The organism is Pseudomonas chlororaphis subsp. aurantiaca, assembly GCF_013466605.1.
Taxonomy (GTDB): Bacteria; Pseudomonadota; Gammaproteobacteria; order Pseudomonadales; family Pseudomonadaceae; genus Aquipseudomonas; species Aquipseudomonas chlororaphis_I.
The window spans coordinates 6,703,061-6,722,793 of the sequence record NZ_CP059162.1 but is presented as its reverse complement, the minus strand read 5'-3'; the positions used below and the strand labels follow the sequence as shown (position 1 = coordinate 6,722,793).

The following is a 19,733-nucleotide window of genomic DNA, read 5'->3' as shown; positions in this document are numbered from 1 at the left end:
GATGTTCACTCGTGTACCGCAACCGCTGATCTATGCCGAGGCGCTGCTGGCGCAGTTCGCCAGCCTGTCGCGGGCGGCCGACGGTGGCGCGCTGCTGGGCGATTTCGTGCGCGGCGTGGCCGGGCTCAGCGGTTGCGAGCTGAGCCAGCTGTACCTGCTGGATGCCACCCATACCCGGCTGGGCCTGAGCGCCGAATGCCTGGGCGGCATCCTGCAACCGCGGGAAGCGGCGAGCCTGCCGGCGGACTACAACGGTGAGCAGCTGCTGCAGTTCGCCCTGTGCCAGAACCGCGTGGTGAGCCTGGTGGGGCTGAGCGGCAGCCTGCACGAAACCAGTTTCCTGCCGGCCCGGGACACGCCCTGGCAGTCGCTGCTGTGCGTGCCGCTGGTGAACACGCAAAAGGCCGTCGAGGGCCTGCTGCTGTGCGCCAGTCGCGAGCATATCGACCTGCAGGGTTTCGCCGATTCCATGGGCCAGCTGGGCTCGTTCGTGCTTGGGCAATTGCACCTGCTGCAACGCCTGCGCCGTCCGGTGGGCGACGCAGCGCCCGTGGCCAGCACCCCGGTCAGCGCCAGCGGCTACGGGCTGATCGGCAACAGCACGGCCATGCGCCAGACCTACCAGTTGATCAGCAAGGTGCTGCACAGTCCCTACACCGTGTTGCTGCGTGGCGAGACCGGCACTGGCAAGGAAGTGGTGGCGCGGGCCATCCACGACTACGGTCCGCGGCGCTCTCAGGCGTTCATCGTGCAGAACTGCGCGGCCTTCCCGGAGAACCTGCTGGAGAGCGAGCTGTTCGGCTACCGCAAGGGCGCCTTCACCGGCGCCGATCGCGACCGTCCGGGGCTGTTCGACGCGGCCAATGGCGGCACCCTGTTGCTGGACGAGATCGGCGACATGCCGCTGTCCCTGCAAGCCAAGCTGCTGCGCGTGTTGCAGGAGGGCGAGATCCGTCCGCTGGGTTCCAACGACACCCACAAGATCGACGTGCGCATCATCGCCGCGACCCACCGCGACCTGGCGGTGCTGGTCAGCGAGGGCAAGTTCCGCGAGGACCTGTACTACCGTCTGGCGCAGTTCCCGATCGAATTGCCGGCCTTGCGCCAGCGCGAAGGCGACATCCTCGACCTGGCCCGGCACTTCGCCGACAAGGCCTGCGCTTTCTTGCAGCGCGACCCGGTGAGCTGGTCGGAAACCGCCCTCAATCATCTGTCGGGCTACACCTTCCCGGGCAACGTGCGCGAGCTCAAGGGTCTGGTGGAGCGGGCGGTGTTGCTGTGCGAAGGCGGTGAGCTGCTGGCCGAGCATTTCTCCCTGAGCAGTGAAGCGCTGCCGGAAGAACCCGGCCTGAACCTGCGCGAACGGCTGGAGAAGGTCGAGCGTCACCTGCTGCTCGATTGCCTGCGCAAGAACGACGGCAACCAGACCCTGGCGGCCCGCGAGCTGGGGCTGCCCAGGCGCACGCTGCTGTACCGCCTCGGGCGGTTGAACATCAATCTTGGCGACTTCGAGGGTTAGCGCGACATGACTTTCCCCAGCGCCTTTTTCGTTTCGCCAAGCGTCGCCCGCCAGGGTCGGCGCTTTGTGCATTGTCTACCCATGGAGACCCTCTGATGTCTGTTCGTCACTGGCAAGCCGCCCTGCTGGCTCTGATCGTTCTCAGCGGCCTCGGCGGCTGTAGCGGCAATTACAAATTCAACGACAACACCTATCGCCCATTGGGTGATCCGCAGGCGGTCAATCGCGGCAAGTGACCGCAAGGAGCATCATCATGGAACTGGTTTTCGAAATGCTGAACACCAAGCAGTTCGTGCCCACGGAGTTGAGTAGCAAAACCTTCAAGCAGGCCGGTGGGGTGATCGGACGGGGCGAGGATTGCGACTGGATCATTCCGGACCGCAAGCGTCACCTGTCCAATCACCACGCGATCGTCAGCTACCGCGATGGCATGTTTTTCCTCACCGATACCAGCAGCAACGGTATCCAGGCCAGCGACAGCGGCGCGCGCTTGCGCAAGGGCGAGCCGCAGCGTATCGAGCACGGCAGCGTCTATGTGCTGGGGGACTTCGAGATCCGAGCGCGCCTGGTGCGCGATCCGGCGACCTTCGACGCCGAAGTCGGGCGTCCGCAAGCCGCTGGCAGCATCATTCCCGATGACGCATTCCTCGACCTCGACCCGCTCAACGCGCTGGACCAGCAGGAGCGGGTGTATTCGGAAATCGACGAGCTGACCGCACTCAACACGCCGCGCCAGGAACCACGGCAGCGCGCGGACTATGCGCGGATCGACATGGAAAGCCTGCTGGTGCCAGAACTGGTGGCCCAGCCCGAGGCGCCGGTCGCCGTCGAGCCGGCCCCGGTGGAGCGCCAGCGCGAAGGCTTCTGGGAGCATTTCGGCGCGGCGCTGGGGGTGGACCTCAAAGGTCTCGATCACGACGCCCGCGAAGCCCTGGCGATCGATGCCGCGCGCCTGCTCAAGCAAAGCATCGGCGGCCTGCAGCAGAGCCTGCGCACCCGCAGCGAGCTGAAAAACGAACTGCGCCTGGCCCTGACCACGGCCCAGGGTGGTAGCAAGAACCCGCTCAAGTTCGCCGTGGACGCCAGCGAAGCGCTGGGCATCCTGCTGCAGGGCAACAAGCCCGGCCAGTTGCCGGCCGAGCAGGCGATCTCCCGCGCTTTCCGCGATCTGCAGGCGCACCAGGTGGCGCTGCTGACCGCCAGCCGCGCAGCTGTACGCGGCACCCTCGAGCATTTCTCGCCGCAGCAGCTGACCCTGCGTTTCGAGCGCGACAACAAGCCGTTGCTGGCCACGTCCGGCAGCCGCTGGAGAGCCTACAACCGTTATCACCAGGCCCTGCTCCAGGACGATGACTGGAGCGAACGCCTGCTGGCCCGTGACTTCGCCCAGGCCTACGAAGAACAGATCCGCCTGATCTCCACCCTTCACACCGAACACCAAGGATGATGCGCATGTCTCGCTGCTCGACCCTGTTACTCAAGACGCTGGCTGCGCTGACCGCCCTGGCGTTGCTGGCCGGCTGCTCGTCGCTGTCGCCGTACTCGACCATGACCAAGCTCAACCTCAAGCTGACCGCCAGCGACCAGCTCAACCCGGACCTCAACGGTCGCCCCTCGCCGATCGTGGTGCGGTTGATCGAACTCAAGCATCCGGTGGCCTTCGAGAACGCCGATTTCTTCAGCCTCTACGAGCGCGCCAAGGAGTCCCTGGCACCGGACATGGTGGCCAGCGAAGAACTGGAACTGCGCCCGGGTGAAACCGTGGAACTCAAGCTCAGCGTCGAAGAGGGCAGCCGCTACGTCGGCGTGCTGGCGGCCTACCGCGACCTGTCGGAAACCCAGTGGCGCTATGTGGTCCAGCTCACTCCGGTGGAGCTGACCGAAGCCGATCTGACCCTCGACCAGGCCGGTATCCGCACCAGCAACGCAACGCTCGCCAAGGCGGACAAGTAATCATGAATGTGCATAAAGTCATTTGGCAGGAAGGCATGTTGCTGCGTCCGCAGCACTTCCAGCACAACGATCGCTACTACGACTACCAGATGAAAACCCGCACCCAGTTGCTGGGCAGCTATTCCTGGGGTTTCCTGAGCCTGGAGATCGACCTGCAGTTCCTCAACATGGGCAAGCTGGTGATCAGCCAGGCCTCCGGCATCCTGCCCGACGGCAGCCTGTTCGAGTTGGGTGGCAACACCGAGCCGCTGGCCCTCGACGTGCCGCCGAACACTGGTAATACCCCGGTCTACCTGGCCTTGCCGCTGGTGACCGGCAACCACATCGAGGCGCGCCGTCCGGAGCAGTCCGATGTGCTGGCGCGCTACACCACCTACGAGGCGGAAGTGGCCGACTCCAACGCCGGCGACGATTCCAGCAGCCAGGTCAGCTGCGCCCGGCCGGACTTCCGCCTGCTGCTCGGCGAGCAACAGAGCGACCAGGCCTATGTGAAGCTCAAGCTCTGCGAAGTCCTCGACACCACGCCCGACGGGGTGATCAGCCTCGACCCGGACTTCGTGCCGACCTTCATCCACGCCCATGCCTCGAGCTACCTGCTGTCGTGCCTGAAGGAAGTGATCAGCATGCTCAGCCACCGCGGCGACACCATTGCCGACCGGATCCGCTCCAACGGCAAGGTCGGCGGCGCCGAAGTCGGCGACTTCATGATGCTGCAACTGATCAACCGCACCGAGCTGCTGCTGCGCCACTACCTGGGCCTGGAGCAGGTGCACCCGGAAGAGCTGTACCGCACGCTGCTGACCATGCTCGGCGATCTGGCGACCTTCGCCAGCGACAGCAAGCGGCCGCGCCTGGACAGCCGCTACCAGCACAGCGACCAGGGCGCGAGCTTTCGCAAGTTGATGGACGCGATCCGCCAGGTGCTGTCGATGGTGCTCGAACAGCACGCCATCGAGCTGGTGCTGCAGGCGCGCCAGTACGGGATCATCGTGTCGCCGTTGCACGACCACAAGCTACTGGGCTCGGCCTCGTTCGTCCTGGCCGCCAGCGCCAACTGCGACTCCGAAGAACTGCGCCATCGCTTGCCGGCGCACCTCAAGGTCGGCCCGGTGGAGCGGATTCGCCAGCTGGTCAACCTGCACCTGCCGGGGATCAAGGTCAAACCCTTGCCGGTGGCGCCACGGCAGATCGCGTTCCACTCCAACAAAACCTATTTCATCCTCGAACTCAGTTCCGAAGACCTGGCGCAACTGGAGCGTTCCGGCGGTTTCGCCTTCCACGTGTCCGGCGAATTCGCCGAGCTTGAACTGAAATTCTGGGCCATCAGGAACTGACCGACATGATCAAGGACATGGAACACAACCAGGACGACAAGACCGTCCTGCTCGATCGCCAGGGCCATGGCCCGGCGCAGAGTCCGCTGACCGATTTCGCCGCGCCGCCACGCTTCGAGCAACTGGAAGAACGGATGATCTACGCCGCGCGCCTGCGCCCGGCCGAGGCCTTCAACATCAGCCTGAACGCGCTGGTAGCGGCGGCCTCCGATCTGTTGTCGGAAGTGGTGCGCCTCAAGCACAGCGACACCCGCGAAGACCTGTACGCGCTCAACGAACGCCTGACCTCGGCCCTGAAACTGTTCGAGGTGCGCGCCCTGCACAACGGCGCCGAAAGCAGCCAGGTCATGGCCGCCCGCTACGTGCTGTGCACCGTGGTCGACGAGGCGGTGGTCACCACCCCCTGGGGTAATGAAAGCGAGTGGTCGCAGATGAGCCTGCTCAGCAGCTTCCACAACGAGACCTTTGGTGGCGAGAAGTTCTTCCAGCTGCTGGATCGGTTGTCGAAGAACCCGGTCAAGCACCTGCCGATGCTGGAGCTGATGTACCTGTGCCTGTCGCTGGGCTTCGAGGGCAAGTACCGGGTCATGGCCCGTGGCATGCTCGAACTCGAAGGCATCCGCGATGCGCTGTACCGGCAGATCCGCCAGCTGCGTGGCGACGTGCCGCGCGAGCTGTCGCCGCATTGGGAAGGCCTGCACGACAAGCGCCGCAGCCTGGTGCGCATCGTGCCGTGGTGGATGGTCGCGCTGTTCACGGTGGTCTGCCTGGTGGTGATGTATTCGGGGTTCGCCTGGGTTCTGGGCGAGCAGCGCGAGACCGTTCTGCAACCTTATCAGCAGCTTGACCCGGCCGTGGTCCAGCCCCAGCCGTAATACAGGGACGTGTGATGAAAAACTTCTTCAAGAAAGTCGGCGCCTTCCTGCGCAAGACATGGGTCTGGACGCTGTTGCTGGTGCTGTTCGTGGCACTGCTGGTGTGGTTCGTCGGGCCGCTGCTGGCGGTCAACGACTACAAGTTCTGGGAAAGCGCGACCTCGCGCCTGCTGACCATCAGCGTGCTGTTCCTGATCTGGGGCCTGACCATGGTCTTCGTCAGCTGGCGCGCCGGGATCCGCAAGAAAGAAATGGAAGACAGCGAGGACGGCCAGGAACGCCTGCGCCGTGAAGAGCTGATCGACGAGGAACAGAAAGAGCTGCGCAGCCGCTTCAAGGAAGCCATGCGCACCCTCAAGACCTCCAGCCTGTACCGTGGGCGCAGCGAGCGCTGGCGCAACGACCTGCCGTGGTACCTGCTGATCGGCCCGCAGAGCAGTGGCAAGACCAGCCTGCTGGACTTCTCGGGCCTTGAGTTCCCGATCAACAAGATTGACCGCAAGCTGACCCGCGACACCATCGGCACCCGGCATTGCGACTGGTACTTCGCCGACCACGGCGTGCTGATCGACACCGCCGGCCGCTACCTGACCCAGCCCGACGCGGAAGTTGACGGCAGCGCCTGGGGCACCTTGCTCAACCTGCTGCGCAAGCGCCGTCGCGGGCGTCCGCTCAACGGCGTGCTGGTGACCATTCCGGTGGAACTGCTGCTGAGCGGCAACGAGCAGGACCTCGACACCCTGGCGCGCCAGGTACGCGCGCGCCTGCAGGACGTGCACCAGAAGCTGCACGTCGACGTACCGGTATACCTGGTACTGAGCAAGGCCGACCAGCTGCTGGGCTTCGACGAGTTCTTCGACCAACTGAGCCGCGAGGAAAGCGACCAGGTGCTCGGCACCAGCTTCCGCAAGGAACAGAACGGCACCGACGTCGCGGTGTTGCGCCAGGAGTTCGAAGAGCTGCTGCGCCGCCTGAACAGCCAGGTGATCATGCGCATGCATCAGGAGCGCGACACCCAGCGCCGTGGTCGCATCCTCGATTTCCCGCACCAGCTGGGCCAGATCGGCGAGCGCCTGTGCCTGTTCGTCGACATGGCGTTCACCGGCAACCGCTACCAGCGGGCCAGCCAGCTGCGTGGTTTCTACCTGACCAGCGCGCCGCACCTGACGGAAAAACTCGACCCCGATACCGCCGGCATCGGCGCCAGCCTGGGCATGGCGGCCGGTGTGCTGCCGACCCTGCGCAGCGGTCGTTCGCGCTTCATTCACCACCTGCTGAGCCGGGTGATTTTCCCCGAGGCCGACCTGGCTGGCCTGGACAAGCGCGAGCGCAATCGCATCCATTGGGGCCAGCGTGCGCTGTACGTTGGCGCGCTGGTGGCCCTGGCCTTGTTCGGCCTGCTCTGGGCCGGCGGTTTCTCCGCCAACTACGAGCGCCTGGAAAGCCTGCGCTCCCTGGCGCAGAACTGGAACCAGCAGCGCACCGCGCTGACCGCCCGCGACGACGCGATGGCGGCGCTCAAGACCCTCGACACCAGCTTCGAAGCCACCAAGGTGTTTCCGGCCAAGGGCGACGTCTCGCTGCACGAGCGGGTCGGCCTGTACCAGGGCGAGGAAAGCAACCCGGTGGTGCTCAGCGCCTACGAGCGTGAGCTGCAAGCGCAGCTGCTGCCACGGGTAGCGCAGATGCTGGAAGGGCAGATCCGCAGCAACATGCGCGACCGCGACCGCCTGCTCAACAGCCTGCGGGCGTACCTGATGCTGAACATGCAGGACCGTCGCGATCCGTCCTGGCTCAAGGATTGGGTAGCCAGCGACTGGTCGACGCGCTACGCCGGCAACACCGCGGTGCAGAACGGCCTGAACGCGCACTTCGAACGCCTGCTCAAGCTGCCATTCAGCTACCCGCTCAACGACACGCTGGTGGCCCAGGCGCGCCAGGTGCTGCGCAGCGAGTCGCTGGCCAACGTGGTCTACCGCGTGCTGCGCGAACAGGCGCGGAGCCTGCCGGAGTACCGTCTGAGCCAGCACCTGGGGCCGCAAGGCAGCCTGTTCGTCGGCACCGACTACGCGATCCCGGGTTTCTACACCCAACAGGGTTACCAGCAGTATTTCTCGGTCCAGGGCACGGCGCTGGTCACCGATATCCTGCGTGACAACTGGGTGCTGGGCGAAGGCAGCGGCATCAGCGGCATGGACCTGCGCCGCCTGATGGTGGAGCTGGAACAGCTGTACTTCCGTGACTACGCCAACTTCTGGAGCGAAGCGGTCGGCCAGGTCGGCCTGCAACCGTTCAACGACGCTGGCGAAGGCGCCGATCAGGTCGCCGGCCTGACTTCGGCCAACTCGCCTGTATTGCAACTGCTGGTGGAGGTGCGTGAGAACACCCGCTTCCAGGCCATCGCCGAAAGCGCCGAAGACGTGACCGCCGCGGCGGACAAGGCCGCGGAGAAGGGCGGGGCGCTGGGCAAGGTCGCGGCGGCTGCCGCGGGCAAGGCCCAGGAAGCCTTGGCCAAGAACCTGCCGGACACCGCGAAGAAGTCGCTGCAACGTCGCTTCGAACCGCTGCACCGTCTGCTGGACGACAACAATGGCCCGGCCGCTGACCTGACGCCGGCGCTGCAAGCGCTGAACGACCTGCAACTGCAACTGGCCGGCCTGGCCCGTGCCAGCGCGCCCGAGCAGGCGGCGTTCGAAATGGCCAAGACCCGCATGAGCGGCCAGCGCGATGCCCTGAGCAGCCTGCGCAACGCCTCGGTGCGCCTGCCGCGTCCGGTGAGCGTATGGTTCAACGTGCTGGCGGAAGACACCTGGCGCCTGGTGCTCAACGACTCCTACCAGTACCTCAACCAGCGTTATCAGAGCGAGCTGTACAGCTTCTACGGCAAGGCCATCAGCAAGCGTTACCCGTTCAGCGCCCACAGCACCAGCGATGTCGCCATCAGCGATTTCCGCGAGTTCTTCAAGGCCCAGGGTATCGCCGATCGCTTCTTCGAAACCTACATGCGGCCTTTCGTCAGCGGCGATCCGGGCAACTACCGCCTGCGCAGCATCGATGGCCACAGCCTGCCGATGTCCAAGGTCTACCTCGATCAGATGGCCGCGGCCCAGGTGATCCGCCAGAGCTTCTTCTCGGAGAACCCGGCGGAGCCGCAGGTGCAGTTCAAGCTGGAGCCCTACACCCTGGACCCGGCGGTGAGCCGCTCCGAGTTCCGTTTCGGCGACAAGACCATGGAATACCGCCACGGCCCGATCGTGCCGGTGTCCTTCAAGTGGCCGACCGATGCCGAAGACGGCCGCACCAGCCTGGTGCTGGACAAGATGGCCGGGCGCCCGGTGGGCATCGAAAAGAACACCGGCCCCTGGTCGCTGTTCCGGCTGTTCGACCTGATGCAGACCGAGTACCTGACCGGCCGTGACGTGCTGGTGCTCAAGGCCGACCTGGGCGGCCTGCGTGCCAACTACCTGCTGATGAGCCAGCGCACGCCGAACCCGTTCGACATGGGCGTGCTGCGCACCTTCCGCATGCCGGTGCAGCTCTGATGCTGGTTGCCAGTACCTGGCGCAGCGCGGCGCGCACCGACCCGGGCAAGGTTCGGGCGCGCAACGAAGATGCCTTCCTCGACTGTCCGGAGCAGGGGCTCTGGGTGGTCGCGGACGGCATGGGCGGGCATCAGGGTGGCGACATCGCCAGCCAGTTGATCGTCGCCAGCCTGGCCGAGTTGCCGGCGCAGGACAGTTTCGACGAGCGGCTCAAGGGTCTGCGCCAGTGCCTGCACTGGCTCAACCGGCGCCTGGGCCAGGAGTTGACTGTCACCGCCGAGCGCCACGACAGCATCATGGGCAGCACCGTGGTCGCGCTGTTGCTGGAAGGCGACCGCGCGGCGTGCATCTGGGCCGGCGACAGCCGCTGTTACCTGTGGCGCGGGCAGCGTCTGTACCAGCTGTCCAAGGACCATTCGCTGCAACAGCAACTGATCGACGAGCAGCAGATGAGCGTCGAGCAGGCGCGGGCCCATCCGGCGGCCAATGCCCTGACCCGGGCGGTGGGCGCCAGCGAGCAGCTGACCCTGGATGTGCTGGAGCTGCAGGTCTACCCCGGCGATGCCTTCCTGCTGTGCAGCGACGGCCTGTACCAGGGGCTGACCAGCGACGCGCTGGGCAACGCCTTGAGCCTGGCTTCGCCGCAGGTGGCGCTGGAGCGTCTGTTCGACGGCGCCATGCGTGGCTCGGCACGGGACAACCTGACAGCCGTGGTGATCCGCCAATGAGTGATCTCAAATCCGGTCTGGATAACATCCTGATGAGCGAGGAAGAGGCCAGCAACCTGACCTATTTCGCCTTCGCCAAGGCCAATGAGGCGCCGCGTCCCGTGGCGCCCAAGGCCAAGGCCAAGGGCAAGGGTCGCAATCGCTTCAGGAACCGCTCCCGCTCCAAGGCCAAGGCCGTGGTGCCTGTGGGCGGGCTGCCGGATGTGCTGGCCGGACGTTACCGCCTCGAGCGCCTGCTCGGGGCCGGTGGCATGGGCGCGGTCTACCGCGCGCGGGACCTGCTGCATGAGCAGTTCGGCGATCCCGACCCTTACATAGCGCTCAAAGTCATGAGCGAAGAATTCTCCGAGACGCCGGATGCCAGCGCCTTGCTCTACAGCGAGTTCGCCCTGACCCGACGCCTGCGCCACCCGAACATCGTGCGCTTGCACAGCTTCGAGGTGGACACCCAGTGCCAGCGCGCCTTCATCACCATGGAGCTGATGCGCGGCCTGACCCTGGACAAACTGCTCTGCGAGCGGCCGTTGGGCCTGCCGTGGAAAGAGCTGCGCGATGTGGTGCGGCCACTGCTCGATGCCCTGGCGTACAGCCACGCTCGCGGTGTGCTGCACGGCGACCTGAAGCCGAGCAACGTGATGCTCTGCGAAGACGGCGTGCGGCTGTTCGACTTCGGCCTGAGCCAGGCCGAGGAGGGCGTGCTGCCCGGCCTGCCGCAACTCAGCCGCAGCCGCTTCAACGCCTGGACGCCCGGCTATGCCGCCCCCGAATTGCTGGAGGGCGGGGCCTTGTCGGCCAGCGCCGATCTGTACGCGGTGGCCTGTGTGATCTTTGAGCTGGCCTGCGGCAAACACCCGTATCGCCGGTTGCCGTCGACCCAGGCCCGCGACGAACGCCTGGACCGCACGCTGCAGGCGCCCAAGAACCTTCCCAGACACTGTTGGCCAGCCCTGCGCGCGGCGCTGGCCTTCGACGCGGCGCAACGCAACATCTGCGCCCAAGCATTGCGCGACGCCATGCGCGCGGATTCGTCCTGGCTGCAACGCTGGTTCCATCGGCGTAACGGATGACCACCGAACAGGGAGCAAGCTATGTTCAATCCTTCCAATGAAACCCACTTCAGCCTGACGGTCGACGACTTCCAGGGTGACTTGCAGGTGCTGTCTTTCGAAGGGATCGAAGGCATCAGCCAGCCGTTCCGTTTCGATCTGGAGCTGGTCAGCGAGAACCCCGACCTGGACCTGGAGACGCTGCTGCACAAGCAGGCTTTTCTAGCGTTTGATCCGCAAGGTAGCGGCATCCACGGCCAGATCTACCGCGTGGCCCAGGGCGATGCCGGCAAGCGCCTGACCCGCTACAAGGTGTCGCTGGTGCCGCAGCTGGCCTACCTCGAGCACCGTACCAACCAGCGCATCTACCAGCAGCTGTCGGCGCCGAAGATCATCGCCCTGATCCTCGAAGAGCACGGCATCCAGGGCAACGCCTACCGGTTCCAGCTCGGCACGCCGTGCCCGGACCGCGACTACTGCGTGCAGTACGACGAAACCGACCTGCACTTCATCCAGCGCCTGTGCGAAGAGGAAGGCCTGCATTACCACTTCCAGCACAGCCCGCAAGGCCACCTGCTGGTATTCGGCGACGACCAGACCGTGTTCCCCAAGCTCGGCCAGCCCACCGCCTATATCCAGGGCAGCGGCATGGTCGCCGACGAGCCGGTGATCAAGGGTTTCAACCTGCGCCTGGAAACCCGCACCAGTCGTACCACCCGCCGCGACTACGACTTCGAGAAACCGCGCCTGCAACTGGAAGCGGCCTATAGACCCGAGGCCGAAAGCGAAGAACCGGACCTGGAGGACTACGATTACCCGGGCCGTTTCACCGACCGCGCGCGCGGCAAATTCCTCAGCCAGCGCGCCCTCGAACGCCACCGCGCCGACTACCAGCAGGCCGAAGGCTGGGGCGACCAGACACGACTGGTCAGCGGCCATTTCCTGGAATTGTCCGAGCACCCGCGCAGCGAGTGGAACGACCTCTGGCTGCTGACCCATATCGTCCACGAAGGCAAGCAGCCGCAGGTGCTGGAAGAGTCGGTGACCAGCGACACCACCGACAACAAGGACGACTTCCACCAGGGCTATCGCAACCGTTTCCTCGCCACGCCCTGGCAGGTGTTCTACCGTCCGGCCCTGAACCACCCGAAACCGCGCGTGCTCGGTAGCCAGACCGCGGTGGTCACCGGGCCCAAGGGCGAGGAAATCCACTGCGACCAGTACGGGCGGGTCAAGGTGCAGTTCCACTGGGACCGCGAAGGCAAGGCCGACGACAAGACCAGCTGCTGGCTGCGCGTGTCCTCCAGCTGGGCCGGCGACCGCTACGGCGCCATCGTCATCCCGCGTATCGGCATGGAAGTGCTGGTGACCTTCCTCGAAGGCGACCCCGACCAGCCGCTGATCACCGGCTGCCTGTACCACAAGGAACACCCGGTGCCCTACGCCCTGCCGGCGAACAAGACCCGCACCGTCTTCAAGTCCATGAGCTCACCGGGTGGCGCCGGCTACAACGAACTGCGCATCGAAGACAAAAAAGGCGCCGAACAGATCTTCATCCACGCCCAGCGCGACTGGGATGAAAACATCGAACACGACCAGAAAATCCGCATCGGCCACGAACGCCACGACACGGTGGAGAAGAACACCTACACCGAACTCAAGGCCGAAGAACACCGCATCACCCACGTCGACCGCAAGACCGAGACTCGCGTCGACGACCACCTGACCGTGGGCGAAAACCAGCACATCAAACTCGGCACCGCGCAACTGACGAAAGCCGGCCAGGAAATCCACCTCAAGGCCGGCGCCAAGATGGTGATCGAAGCCGGCAGCGAACTGACGATCAAGGCCGGGGGGAGTTTTATCAAACTCGATGCCGGCGGCGTCACGGTGGTGGGGCCGGTGGTGAAGATCAATGCCGGGGGAGCGCCGGGGAGTGGGACGGGGATCGGCATTCTGATGCCGGGCCTGCCGGGGGCGGCCGATGCGGACAAGGCCGGCAGCCTGATGGAGGAGGCATTGGCCAACCCGGCGAAAGAAACCGTGCCGGGTCAACTGTGCATCCGTATTTCCCCGTTGCCCAACATGCCGGGGTATCCGGATGAGCCCTATCAGCTCTACGCCGATGGCGCACTTATCGACAAAGGCTTCAGCGACGAGAAGGGCAATGTGCTTTTCCAGCATATTCCCGGTACCCGCAACTATTCGGTGGAAACGGTGAACGGACACCGTTTCAACCTGGACATGAGCGAAACCTCGACCGAACAGACGCGCCAACGCAGTGAGCGCCTGGGGCGTGAGGGATATCGCGACTTCCCGGGCGCGGCTGCCTCTCTGGAGGCGTTGAGCAGCAGTGAGGCGTTCCGCCAATTGTGGGCGGATCAAAGCGAGCAGAAAGAGTAAAGGAAGCACTCCATGACATACCTCGATCAGAAACTGTCGATCTCGCTTGAAGAAAGCGCCGCAACCCTGACCTCGGATTGGTTCGCCCACAAGAACAATCCGCTAAGCCCGCCACGTCCGGCAGGCAACGTAGTGACGCCGCTGGTGTGTGGCGAGGAGGCCTTCAAGAAGGTCTATGAATGCATCCAGGCAGCTACGAAAAGCATCGACCTCATCAGTTGGGGCTTCGACCCGGGATTGCGTCTCGACCGGGCCTCGACCGACAGCCCCAGTCTGGGAAAACTGCTCAGACAGAAGGCCGAAAGTGGTGTCGAGGTACGGGTACTGATCTGGAACAATCGACTGGCCCAGCTCGGTGAAAACTCGGTGATCGGCGAGGGCTGGAGCGGCGCCGGCGGAACATCGATGGGTTCCGGAATGACCGCGGGCAAGCCGGCTGACACTAGCGCCCTGGGTGAAAAACGGAAAAAGCTGCTGGAAAAACAACAGCAGGAGCAGGCACGACTGGAAAAACTTCCGGCAAACGACGAGGCCGGCCGACGAGCCTCGCGCGACCGTCTGATCGACATCCAGCAAAGCCTGGATGCCCTGGACAGCGGCTACACCAAGGGCCGTGATTCGGGAGGGACGGTTCAAGCCCCGAACGAACAGATCGAGACCCGAGATTGGTATCGCTGGGTCCACAGCCGCGAAGCCCGCAATATCGAGTTTCGTACACGGGATTTCGAGTTCATAGGACAGTTGACCTACGACGATCAGAATGGCCTGCGCATGCACTGGGGACGCCTTGCCATCCTGTGGCGACTGCTCAAGGACGAGTCTCATGATGTGCCCTTCATGCAGATGCTGGCCCTGAGCCTGTTTCCCAGTCATCACCAGAAAACCCTGGTGGTCGACTACATGGACCCGCAAAAGGCGGAAGGTCTCGTGATGGGCCACAACCTGCAGCGCAACTACTGGGACACCACCGCCCACGCCTACGACGATGCAGCCGGCAAGCGCGACCTGGGCTTCGGCCCCTGGCAGGACCTCTCACTGCACGTACTCGGCCCGGTGCTGTTCGACCTCAATCACAACTTCTGCAATGCCTGGGACAAGAGCAGCAGTTGGATACGCCGGGTCTTCAAGGGCACCCTGAATCACGAGCGCTCGTCGGTCAAACCACTGAGCCTGATTCGTGACGGTGGAGAGCCCGCGCAGATTTGCCGGACCCAACCGGAAGAAGGCCCGGAAAAAACCATTCTCGAGGTATATGAAAAGGCTTTGGGCAATGTGCATCAGTACGCCTATATCGAGAACCAGTACTTCCGCTACAAACCGCTGGCCGAACGCCTGAAGAAAGTTGCCGCCGATTACGTCGCCGCCGGCAAACAACAGGACCTGCACCTGTTCGTGGTCACCAACAACCCGGAGAGCGGGCACTTCTCCAGTTCCACCTACGAGATGCTCGACACCCTTGGTCAGGGTGAACTGATGCCTTTGGCCCACCGCGACCTGCTCTACGATCAACGCCAGCTTGCCTATCGCCAGCGCGAACTGAAGGCCCGCGACGCATCACCGACGCGCGATCAGGAACTGGCCAAGGTACAGACGCAAATGAATGAGCAGGGCATCGATCCGAGTCGTGCGGATGAACTCCTGGCCATGGACCCCAACAAACACTACAACCAGGCCGCGGCTCGCGAGCTGGAGCCGGAGATGCTGCCGCCCAAGGGGTTGAAAATCATTGTCGCGACCCTGGTCAGTTGCAAGGACGGCGGCGAAACTGCGACTGCCAAGACACGCGAGCAACGCCAGACCGAACGCGATATCACCGAACACCTCGGCCCGGAACAAGGCATGGCGCAGTACAAGTCCATCTATGTACACAGCAAGCTGCTGCTGGTGGACGACCTGTTCTTCACCCTGGGCTCCGCCAACATCAACGAACGCAGTCTGAACTCCGACTCCGAACTGAATATCGCCATGCCAAGCCCGCAAACCACCCGGACCTGGCGGGAGCGGTTGTGGGGGATGCATTCGGGGAAAGCAATCAATACGAGTAAAAGCAGCTTAAGTGAGAACGTTGCATTTGATTATGAAAATTGGGAACAAGTGGTAACTGATAACTGGAGAAATCAGAAGAAAAACTTACCGCTTAATGGAAATTTGGTCAGATTTTGGGACGTGGTGACACCTTATGCAAAAGCCCTTGATTAAATATTTATCTTTTTTGTTCTTTTGTTTTTTTGGAGCAGCGGCTATGGCTGATGAATTCAAGTGTGTCCATGAAATTAATACGGCTCCCCCTCTTGATCAGCAGGCCGATCAATGGTTCAAGCAGGCAAGGGGCATGAGTAAAGAGAGACTTCCTGACTGGGTAAAAATTGCTGGTCTCTATCAGCAAGCAGTAGATAAAGATCATTGGAAAGCAATGCATAACTTGGCAGAGCTATATCTCCGTGGTGATGGCGTAACCAAAAATACAAACAAGGCCATCGATCTATATTTGCATATGGTCAAACTACAGGTTCCGCTAGGTTATTATGATATGAGCGTAATGACTCAGAGAGGTGTTGGGGTAGTTCAGTCAAACAGAGATGCCATGAACTTTTTGCTCAAGGCGAGTGACTTGGGTAGCCCGTTAGCGCAGACTAGATTGGGTAATATATATATATATGAATTAAACAAAGATAAACTCGGCGAGTCCTATCTGCGTTGCGCAGCGCATCAGAATGATGCTGAGGCGAATTACGAGCTTGCTGCGTACTATAAAGTAGTAGATAAAAACTACCCTGTTGCGATGCACTATTATCAAAATGCTGCGGCTCTAGGTTTGAAAAAAGGCTCTTTATTGATTGAAAATACTTTCAGGGATGGTGACTTTGGTTATGCGAAGAATGAAAAAATAGCAAGTGCTTACAGTGATATCTCTAGTCGGCTATATAAAGATCCTGATCTCCGACTTCCTAATTTGGCCAAAGACTACCCACTTCCACCGCATCCTATTCAAGGCTATCACGCCGACAAAGACATCAACTGGAAGCCGACCGGACGTGATGACGACTATTAAAGCACTGCTGGCTGCTGTGCTATTGGGCAGCAGTGGTTTTTCCATGGCATACGATTTCAAGTGTGTTCATGAAAAAGACACTGCTCCACCCTTGGACCAGCAAGCAGACCAATGGTTTAAACAAGCTCGGGTGCTTAGCAAAGAGCGTCCGGCCGACTGGAGCAAAGTGGCCAGCCTGTACCAACAGGCTGTAGAAAAGAACCATTGGAAAGCGATGCACAATCTTGCAGAGCTATATTTGCGTGGCGATGGGGTTGCTAAGGATACGAACAAGGCGATTGATTTATACCTGAAAATGATACAGGTGCAAGCTCCTCTGGGTTACTACGACATGAGCGTAATGACACAAAGAGGGGTTGGTGTTGTGCGATCGGACAGGAGCGCTGTGCAGTTCTTGATTAGGGCTGCAGATTTGGGAAGTCCTCAAGCTCAAACCAGAATCGGATATATTTATATCTATGATAAGAGAAAGGATGTTGTAGGGCTTGGGTACTTGAGGTGCGCGGAGAAACAGGGTTATGCGGATGCAGCTTATAAACTGGGGTCTTATTATGAAATTGCGGATGAGAACTATCCTGTTTCCATGCATTACTATCAAAGAGCTGCAGCTCTAGGTGAGCGGAAAGGTGCCATGGAAATAGAAGATGTATTTCAAAATGGTAAGTTTTCTTATAATAAAGACAAGAAGACTGAAGATGCATACTACAAAGTATCCAGGGAACTTGCTAAAAATCCAGATTTGCGCTTTCCCAATCTGGCCAAAGATCACCCGCTGCCACCGAACCCTGTGCAGGGCTATCACGCCGACAAAGACATCAACTGGAAGCCAACTGGACGTGATGACGATTATTAGGGGAAAACCCACAACGAGAAATATCCCGAAAAAAATAGCGTCAACGAGCCTATGCGAAGTATCAAAACGGATTGATGAGCTGTCCCGAGAAAGGAGCCGCACAATGCATAAGATATTCACGGTACTGGCGATTTTGCTGCTTGCCATCTCGATATTCAGCGCTTTGCTCGGGCTGGCTGGCATTGCTGGTGGGGCAAGCGGCAGTGGGGGCATTTCCGACTCCGTCGACGTTGCGTTCCTGGTTGCCAAAGTGCTGCTCGCCTTGAGCCTGTTGTCTGGAGTGCTGGCTATTGTCTGGCCCAGGAGTGGATGAGGCTGGAGCAGGTTTCAGGATTCACAGGATTATGAGCAGGTCTCTTCGTGACGACTTATAAAGGCTGCTCGCAAACGAGCGTGACTTGGCAGTCATAATCACCAATAACGCGTTCATCTTCCCTTAACGCTGCATAACGGTGGCGTTCCCCTCCGAAGCCGCTACACTGCGCCAGCCGTTCATTTTTTCTTTGGGGCTTTGCGCATGAAATTTCGTTTTCTGCTGTGGATGATGGGGCTGTTGATGGGCAAGGCCAGCCGGACCAATCCTGCGTTCCAGCAGCAGTTGGGTGACAAGGAACTGGTGTTCCAGCTGCAGACGCTGGACGGCAAGGTGGCGCGGCATTTCCGGGTGAAGGACCAGCGGATTACCAGCAAGTCCGGTGTCTATCCCGAGCCGGCGTTCGCCATTGCCTTTAAAGACGCGGCCTATGGTTTTGCCACGATGCAGGCGAAGAACAAGCAATTGGCCTTTATGACCGGGATTCAGGACAAGTCGATCCAGATCAAGGGCAACCCGGCGCTGGTGATCTGGTTCCAGGGGCTGACCAAGTACCTGAAGCCGAAGAAGGCCAAGCCGAAGGCGTGAGGCCGGTCAGGTAGACCGAGGTGGATTCATCGCGGGCAAGCCTCGCTCCTACGGGAGCGGGGCTTTTTTCTGGGGGTTAGTGCTGGCTGAACTGCGAGGCCAGTTCGCGCAGCAGCACTTCGGCTTCCAGGACTTTGCTGACCACGTCTTCGGCTTTGTCGCGGGACAGGCCGAGGCGTTCGAGCAGGGCGTCAGGGATGTCTTCGACGGGGCCGGAACCGATGCCACGGCTGCGCAGCAGGCGTACGGCCAGGCACACCAGGTTCGGGTATTCGGCGTAGGCGCCGTCGTAGCTCGGGTCGTGCTGGAAGCGCAGGGCGGTGGACAACTCGTCCGGCATATCCCAGTAGCGCATCAGCCAAGCGCCGATCTGCTCGCGGCTGATGCCCAGCAGGTGCTGTTCGACGTAGCTGTGGCACAGGTGCGGGTTGACCTCCAGGTGGCGGCAGATCAGCGAGAAGTGCGGCGGGAAGACGTGGGCCAGCAGCAGGTAGCCGAAGTTGTGCAGCAGGCCGGCGAGGTAGGTCAGGCCAGCTTCCGGGCGCTGGGCGCGCGGCATGGCGCGGGTCAGGCCTTCGATGACGGCGGCGGTGTAGATCGACTGCTGCCAGTACGGCGTGCTGTGTTGCGGGTGGTCCTTGGGCAGGCTCAGGGTCTTGCCCAGGGCCAGGCCCAGCGCCAGGTTGATCACCAGGTCGAAGCCCAGCACGCGGACGATGGCGTCTTCCACCGAGCGGATCTTGCCCGGCGAAGCGTAATAGGGCGAAGCCGCCCAGCTCACCACTTGCGCGGCCAGGGCCGGGTCGGTTTCCACCACGCCGGTGATGTCGTCGATGGTGGCGTTGGGGTCGACCCGCAGCTTGATGATCTTCTGCGCGGTTTCGGCGAGCGGCGGAATCTCGATGGTCGCCTCCAGGCGTTGCTGGATGCGCCGGGCGGTGAAGGCCTGCATGGCCTGGGTGATTTCCTCGCGGTCGTCATCCGGGCGGTCGAGGTTCGGGCGGATGCTGCTCAGGGCTTCGCCGAAGTTGCCGGCGCTGGCCTTGCTCAGCATGCTCTTGAAGGCGTCGCTGGTGATTTCCAGCAGCAGGCCCGGCTCGCCGGAGTTGATCAGCAGGTGCGGCTCGCGCAGCAGGCTTTCTTCATACAGGCAGGGCGAGCTGGTGAGCGCCGGCAGGCCGGGCAGCAGGCTCAGGTTGTGTTTGCCGAGCATGCGCTCCAGGCGTTCCGTGGAGACAGCGGTCAGGCGGCGGCCGGTCAGTTCGGCGAGGCGATTGAGGTCCAGCAGTTGGCTCTGCGGGAACAGCACCATCAGCGCGCCGACGGCGTCGTCCAGCAGGACGGCCTGTACCTTGCGCGCGGCTGGCAGGCCCGGGTGGTCGAGGACTTCCGTGAAGCCGATGTTCAGTTTGCCGAGCAGCAGCCGGATTACAGACGGAGCGTGCGGGGCTGCGGTGGCGAGGGCAACTTCTGTCATGGTCTGTATCCGTTTTCAAACAATTTCAGGAGTATAACCAGCTTGATCGG

General features: G+C 62.2%; 16 protein-coding genes. 15 read left to right on the top strand and 1 reads right to left on the bottom strand.

Features of this window, described 5'->3' with window-relative positions:
* The first annotated feature begins 1 nt into the window (after window position 1).
* From H0I86_RS30880 to H0I86_RS30810, 15 genes are all read left to right on the top strand, one after another.
* Complete coding sequence (locus tag H0I86_RS30880) at window positions 2-1,519, top strand: sigma-54 interaction domain-containing protein (protein WP_180923275.1); 1,518 nt, start codon at window positions 2-4, stop codon at window positions 1,517-1,519.
* 95 nt (window positions 1,520-1,614) lie between these two features.
* A complete protein-coding gene (locus H0I86_RS30875; RefSeq protein ID WP_007930271.1) occupies window positions 1,615-1,755 on the top strand; it encodes a hypothetical protein in 141 nt (46 codons plus the stop codon).
* Window positions 1,756-1,772: 17 nt separating this feature from the next.
* Window positions 1,773-2,966: a type VI secretion system-associated FHA domain protein TagH gene (tagH, locus tag H0I86_RS30870; RefSeq protein ID WP_180923274.1), complete on the top strand. Its 1,194-nt coding sequence runs from the start codon at window positions 1,773-1,775 to the stop codon at window positions 2,964-2,966.
* A gap of 5 nt (window positions 2,967-2,971) precedes the next feature.
* Window positions 2,972-3,472 (top strand): type VI secretion system lipoprotein TssJ, encoded by a 501-nt coding sequence (gene tssJ, locus H0I86_RS30865; protein WP_009051585.1) that lies wholly within the window; start codon window positions 2,972-2,974, stop codon window positions 3,470-3,472.
* 2 nt (window positions 3,473-3,474) lie between these two features.
* Window positions 3,475-4,806 (top strand): type VI secretion system baseplate subunit TssK, encoded by a 1,332-nt coding sequence (gene tssK, locus H0I86_RS30860; protein WP_009051584.1) that lies wholly within the window; start codon window positions 3,475-3,477, stop codon window positions 4,804-4,806.
* A 5-nt stretch (window positions 4,807-4,811) separates the two neighbouring features.
* Window positions 4,812-5,681 carry a type IVB secretion system protein IcmH/DotU gene (icmH, locus tag H0I86_RS30855; RefSeq protein WP_007930266.1) on the top strand — a complete coding sequence of 290 codons (870 nt, stop codon included), beginning with the start codon at window positions 4,812-4,814 and terminating at the stop codon, window positions 5,679-5,681.
* Between the two features lie 14 nt (window positions 5,682-5,695).
* Window positions 5,696-9,223 (top strand): type VI secretion system membrane subunit TssM, encoded by a 3,528-nt coding sequence (gene tssM / locus H0I86_RS30850; RefSeq protein ID WP_180923273.1) that lies wholly within the window; start codon window positions 5,696-5,698, stop codon window positions 9,221-9,223.
* Window positions 9,223-9,951 (top strand): PP2C family protein-serine/threonine phosphatase, encoded by a 729-nt coding sequence (locus tag H0I86_RS30845; RefSeq protein WP_102676130.1) that lies wholly within the window; start codon window positions 9,223-9,225, stop codon window positions 9,949-9,951. Before tssM ends, H0I86_RS30845 begins: the two co-directional genes overlap by 1 nt.
* Window positions 9,948-11,018, top strand: coding sequence for a serine/threonine-protein kinase (locus H0I86_RS30840; RefSeq protein WP_180923272.1), 1,071 nt, complete (start codon window positions 9,948-9,950; stop codon window positions 11,016-11,018). The genes H0I86_RS30845 and H0I86_RS30840 overlap by 4 nt, the downstream gene beginning before the upstream one ends.
* A 21-nt stretch (window positions 11,019-11,039) precedes the next feature.
* Entirely contained in the window at window positions 11,040-13,400 is a 2,361-nt protein-coding gene (locus H0I86_RS30835; protein ID WP_180923271.1) for a type VI secretion system Vgr family protein, read from the top strand.
* A 12-nt stretch (window positions 13,401-13,412) separates the two neighbouring features.
* Window positions 13,413-15,599: a phospholipase D-like domain-containing protein gene (locus H0I86_RS30830; protein ID WP_180923270.1), complete on the top strand. Its 2,187-nt coding sequence runs from the start codon at window positions 13,413-13,415 to the stop codon at window positions 15,597-15,599.
* A complete protein-coding gene (locus H0I86_RS30825; protein ID WP_258019375.1) occupies window positions 15,580-16,452 on the top strand; it encodes a tetratricopeptide repeat protein in 873 nt (290 codons plus the stop codon). Before H0I86_RS30830 ends, H0I86_RS30825 begins: the two co-directional genes overlap by 20 nt.
* Window positions 16,439-17,305: a tetratricopeptide repeat protein gene (locus tag H0I86_RS30820; RefSeq protein WP_180925936.1), complete on the top strand. Its 867-nt coding sequence runs from the start codon at window positions 16,439-16,441 to the stop codon at window positions 17,303-17,305. The genes H0I86_RS30825 and H0I86_RS30820 overlap by 14 nt, the downstream gene beginning before the upstream one ends.
* A 103-nt stretch (window positions 17,306-17,408) precedes the next feature.
* Window positions 17,409-17,618 (top strand): hypothetical protein, encoded by a 210-nt coding sequence (locus H0I86_RS30815; RefSeq protein WP_180923269.1) that lies wholly within the window; start codon window positions 17,409-17,411, stop codon window positions 17,616-17,618.
* Window positions 17,619-17,822: 204 nt separating this feature from the next.
* Window positions 17,823-18,206 carry a hypothetical protein gene (locus H0I86_RS30810; protein WP_009051576.1) on the top strand — a complete coding sequence of 128 codons (384 nt, stop codon included), beginning with the start codon at window positions 17,823-17,825 and terminating at the stop codon, window positions 18,204-18,206.
* A gap of 76 nt (window positions 18,207-18,282) precedes the next feature.
* Here the strand turns inward: H0I86_RS30810 and H0I86_RS30805 are convergent, their stop codons facing one another.
* Complete coding sequence (locus H0I86_RS30805; protein WP_124300755.1) at window positions 18,283-19,683, bottom strand: aminoacyl-tRNA deacylase and HDOD domain-containing protein; 1,401 nt, start codon at window positions 19,681-19,683, stop codon at window positions 18,283-18,285.
* Window positions 19,684-19,733 lie beyond the last annotated feature (50 nt).

What these genes read in the sequence shown, in the direction of transcription:
- tssJ (WP_009051585.1), top strand. Translation starts at nt 2,972, where the DNA reads ATGTCTCGCTGCTCGACCCTGTTACTCAAGACGCTGGCTGCGCTGACC.
- tagH (WP_180923274.1), top strand. Translation starts at nt 1,773, where the DNA reads ATGGAACTGGTTTTCGAAATGCTGAACACCAAGCAGTTCGTGCCCACG.
- H0I86_RS30880 (WP_180923275.1), top strand. Translation starts at nt 2, where the DNA reads ATGTTCACTCGTGTACCGCAACCGCTGATCTATGCCGAGGCGCTGCTG.
- H0I86_RS30810 (WP_009051576.1), top strand. Translation starts at nt 17,823, where the DNA reads ATGAAATTTCGTTTTCTGCTGTGGATGATGGGGCTGTTGATGGGCAAG.
- icmH (WP_007930266.1), top strand. Translation starts at nt 4,812, where the DNA reads ATGATCAAGGACATGGAACACAACCAGGACGACAAGACCGTCCTGCTC.
- H0I86_RS30845 (WP_102676130.1), top strand. Translation starts at nt 9,223, where the DNA reads ATGCTGGTTGCCAGTACCTGGCGCAGCGCGGCGCGCACCGACCCGGGC.
- H0I86_RS30830 (WP_180923270.1), top strand. Translation starts at nt 13,413, where the DNA reads ATGACATACCTCGATCAGAAACTGTCGATCTCGCTTGAAGAAAGCGCC.
- H0I86_RS30840 (WP_180923272.1), top strand. Translation starts at nt 9,948, where the DNA reads ATGAGTGATCTCAAATCCGGTCTGGATAACATCCTGATGAGCGAGGAA.
- H0I86_RS30825 (WP_258019375.1), top strand. Translation starts at nt 15,580, where the DNA reads ATGCAAAAGCCCTTGATTAAATATTTATCTTTTTTGTTCTTTTGTTTT.
- tssM (WP_180923273.1), top strand. Translation starts at nt 5,696, where the DNA reads ATGAAAAACTTCTTCAAGAAAGTCGGCGCCTTCCTGCGCAAGACATGG.
- H0I86_RS30875 (WP_007930271.1), top strand. Translation starts at nt 1,615, where the DNA reads ATGTCTGTTCGTCACTGGCAAGCCGCCCTGCTGGCTCTGATCGTTCTC.
- H0I86_RS30835 (WP_180923271.1), top strand. Translation starts at nt 11,040, where the DNA reads ATGTTCAATCCTTCCAATGAAACCCACTTCAGCCTGACGGTCGACGAC.
- H0I86_RS30815 (WP_180923269.1), top strand. Translation starts at nt 17,409, where the DNA reads ATGCATAAGATATTCACGGTACTGGCGATTTTGCTGCTTGCCATCTCG.
- H0I86_RS30805 (WP_124300755.1), bottom strand. Translation starts at nt 19,683, where the DNA reads ATGACAGAAGTTGCCCTCGCCACCGCAGCCCCGCACGCTCCGTCTGTA.
- H0I86_RS30820 (WP_180925936.1), top strand. Translation starts at nt 16,439, where the DNA reads ATGACGACTATTAAAGCACTGCTGGCTGCTGTGCTATTGGGCAGCAGT.
- tssK (WP_009051584.1), top strand. Translation starts at nt 3,475, where the DNA reads ATGAATGTGCATAAAGTCATTTGGCAGGAAGGCATGTTGCTGCGTCCG.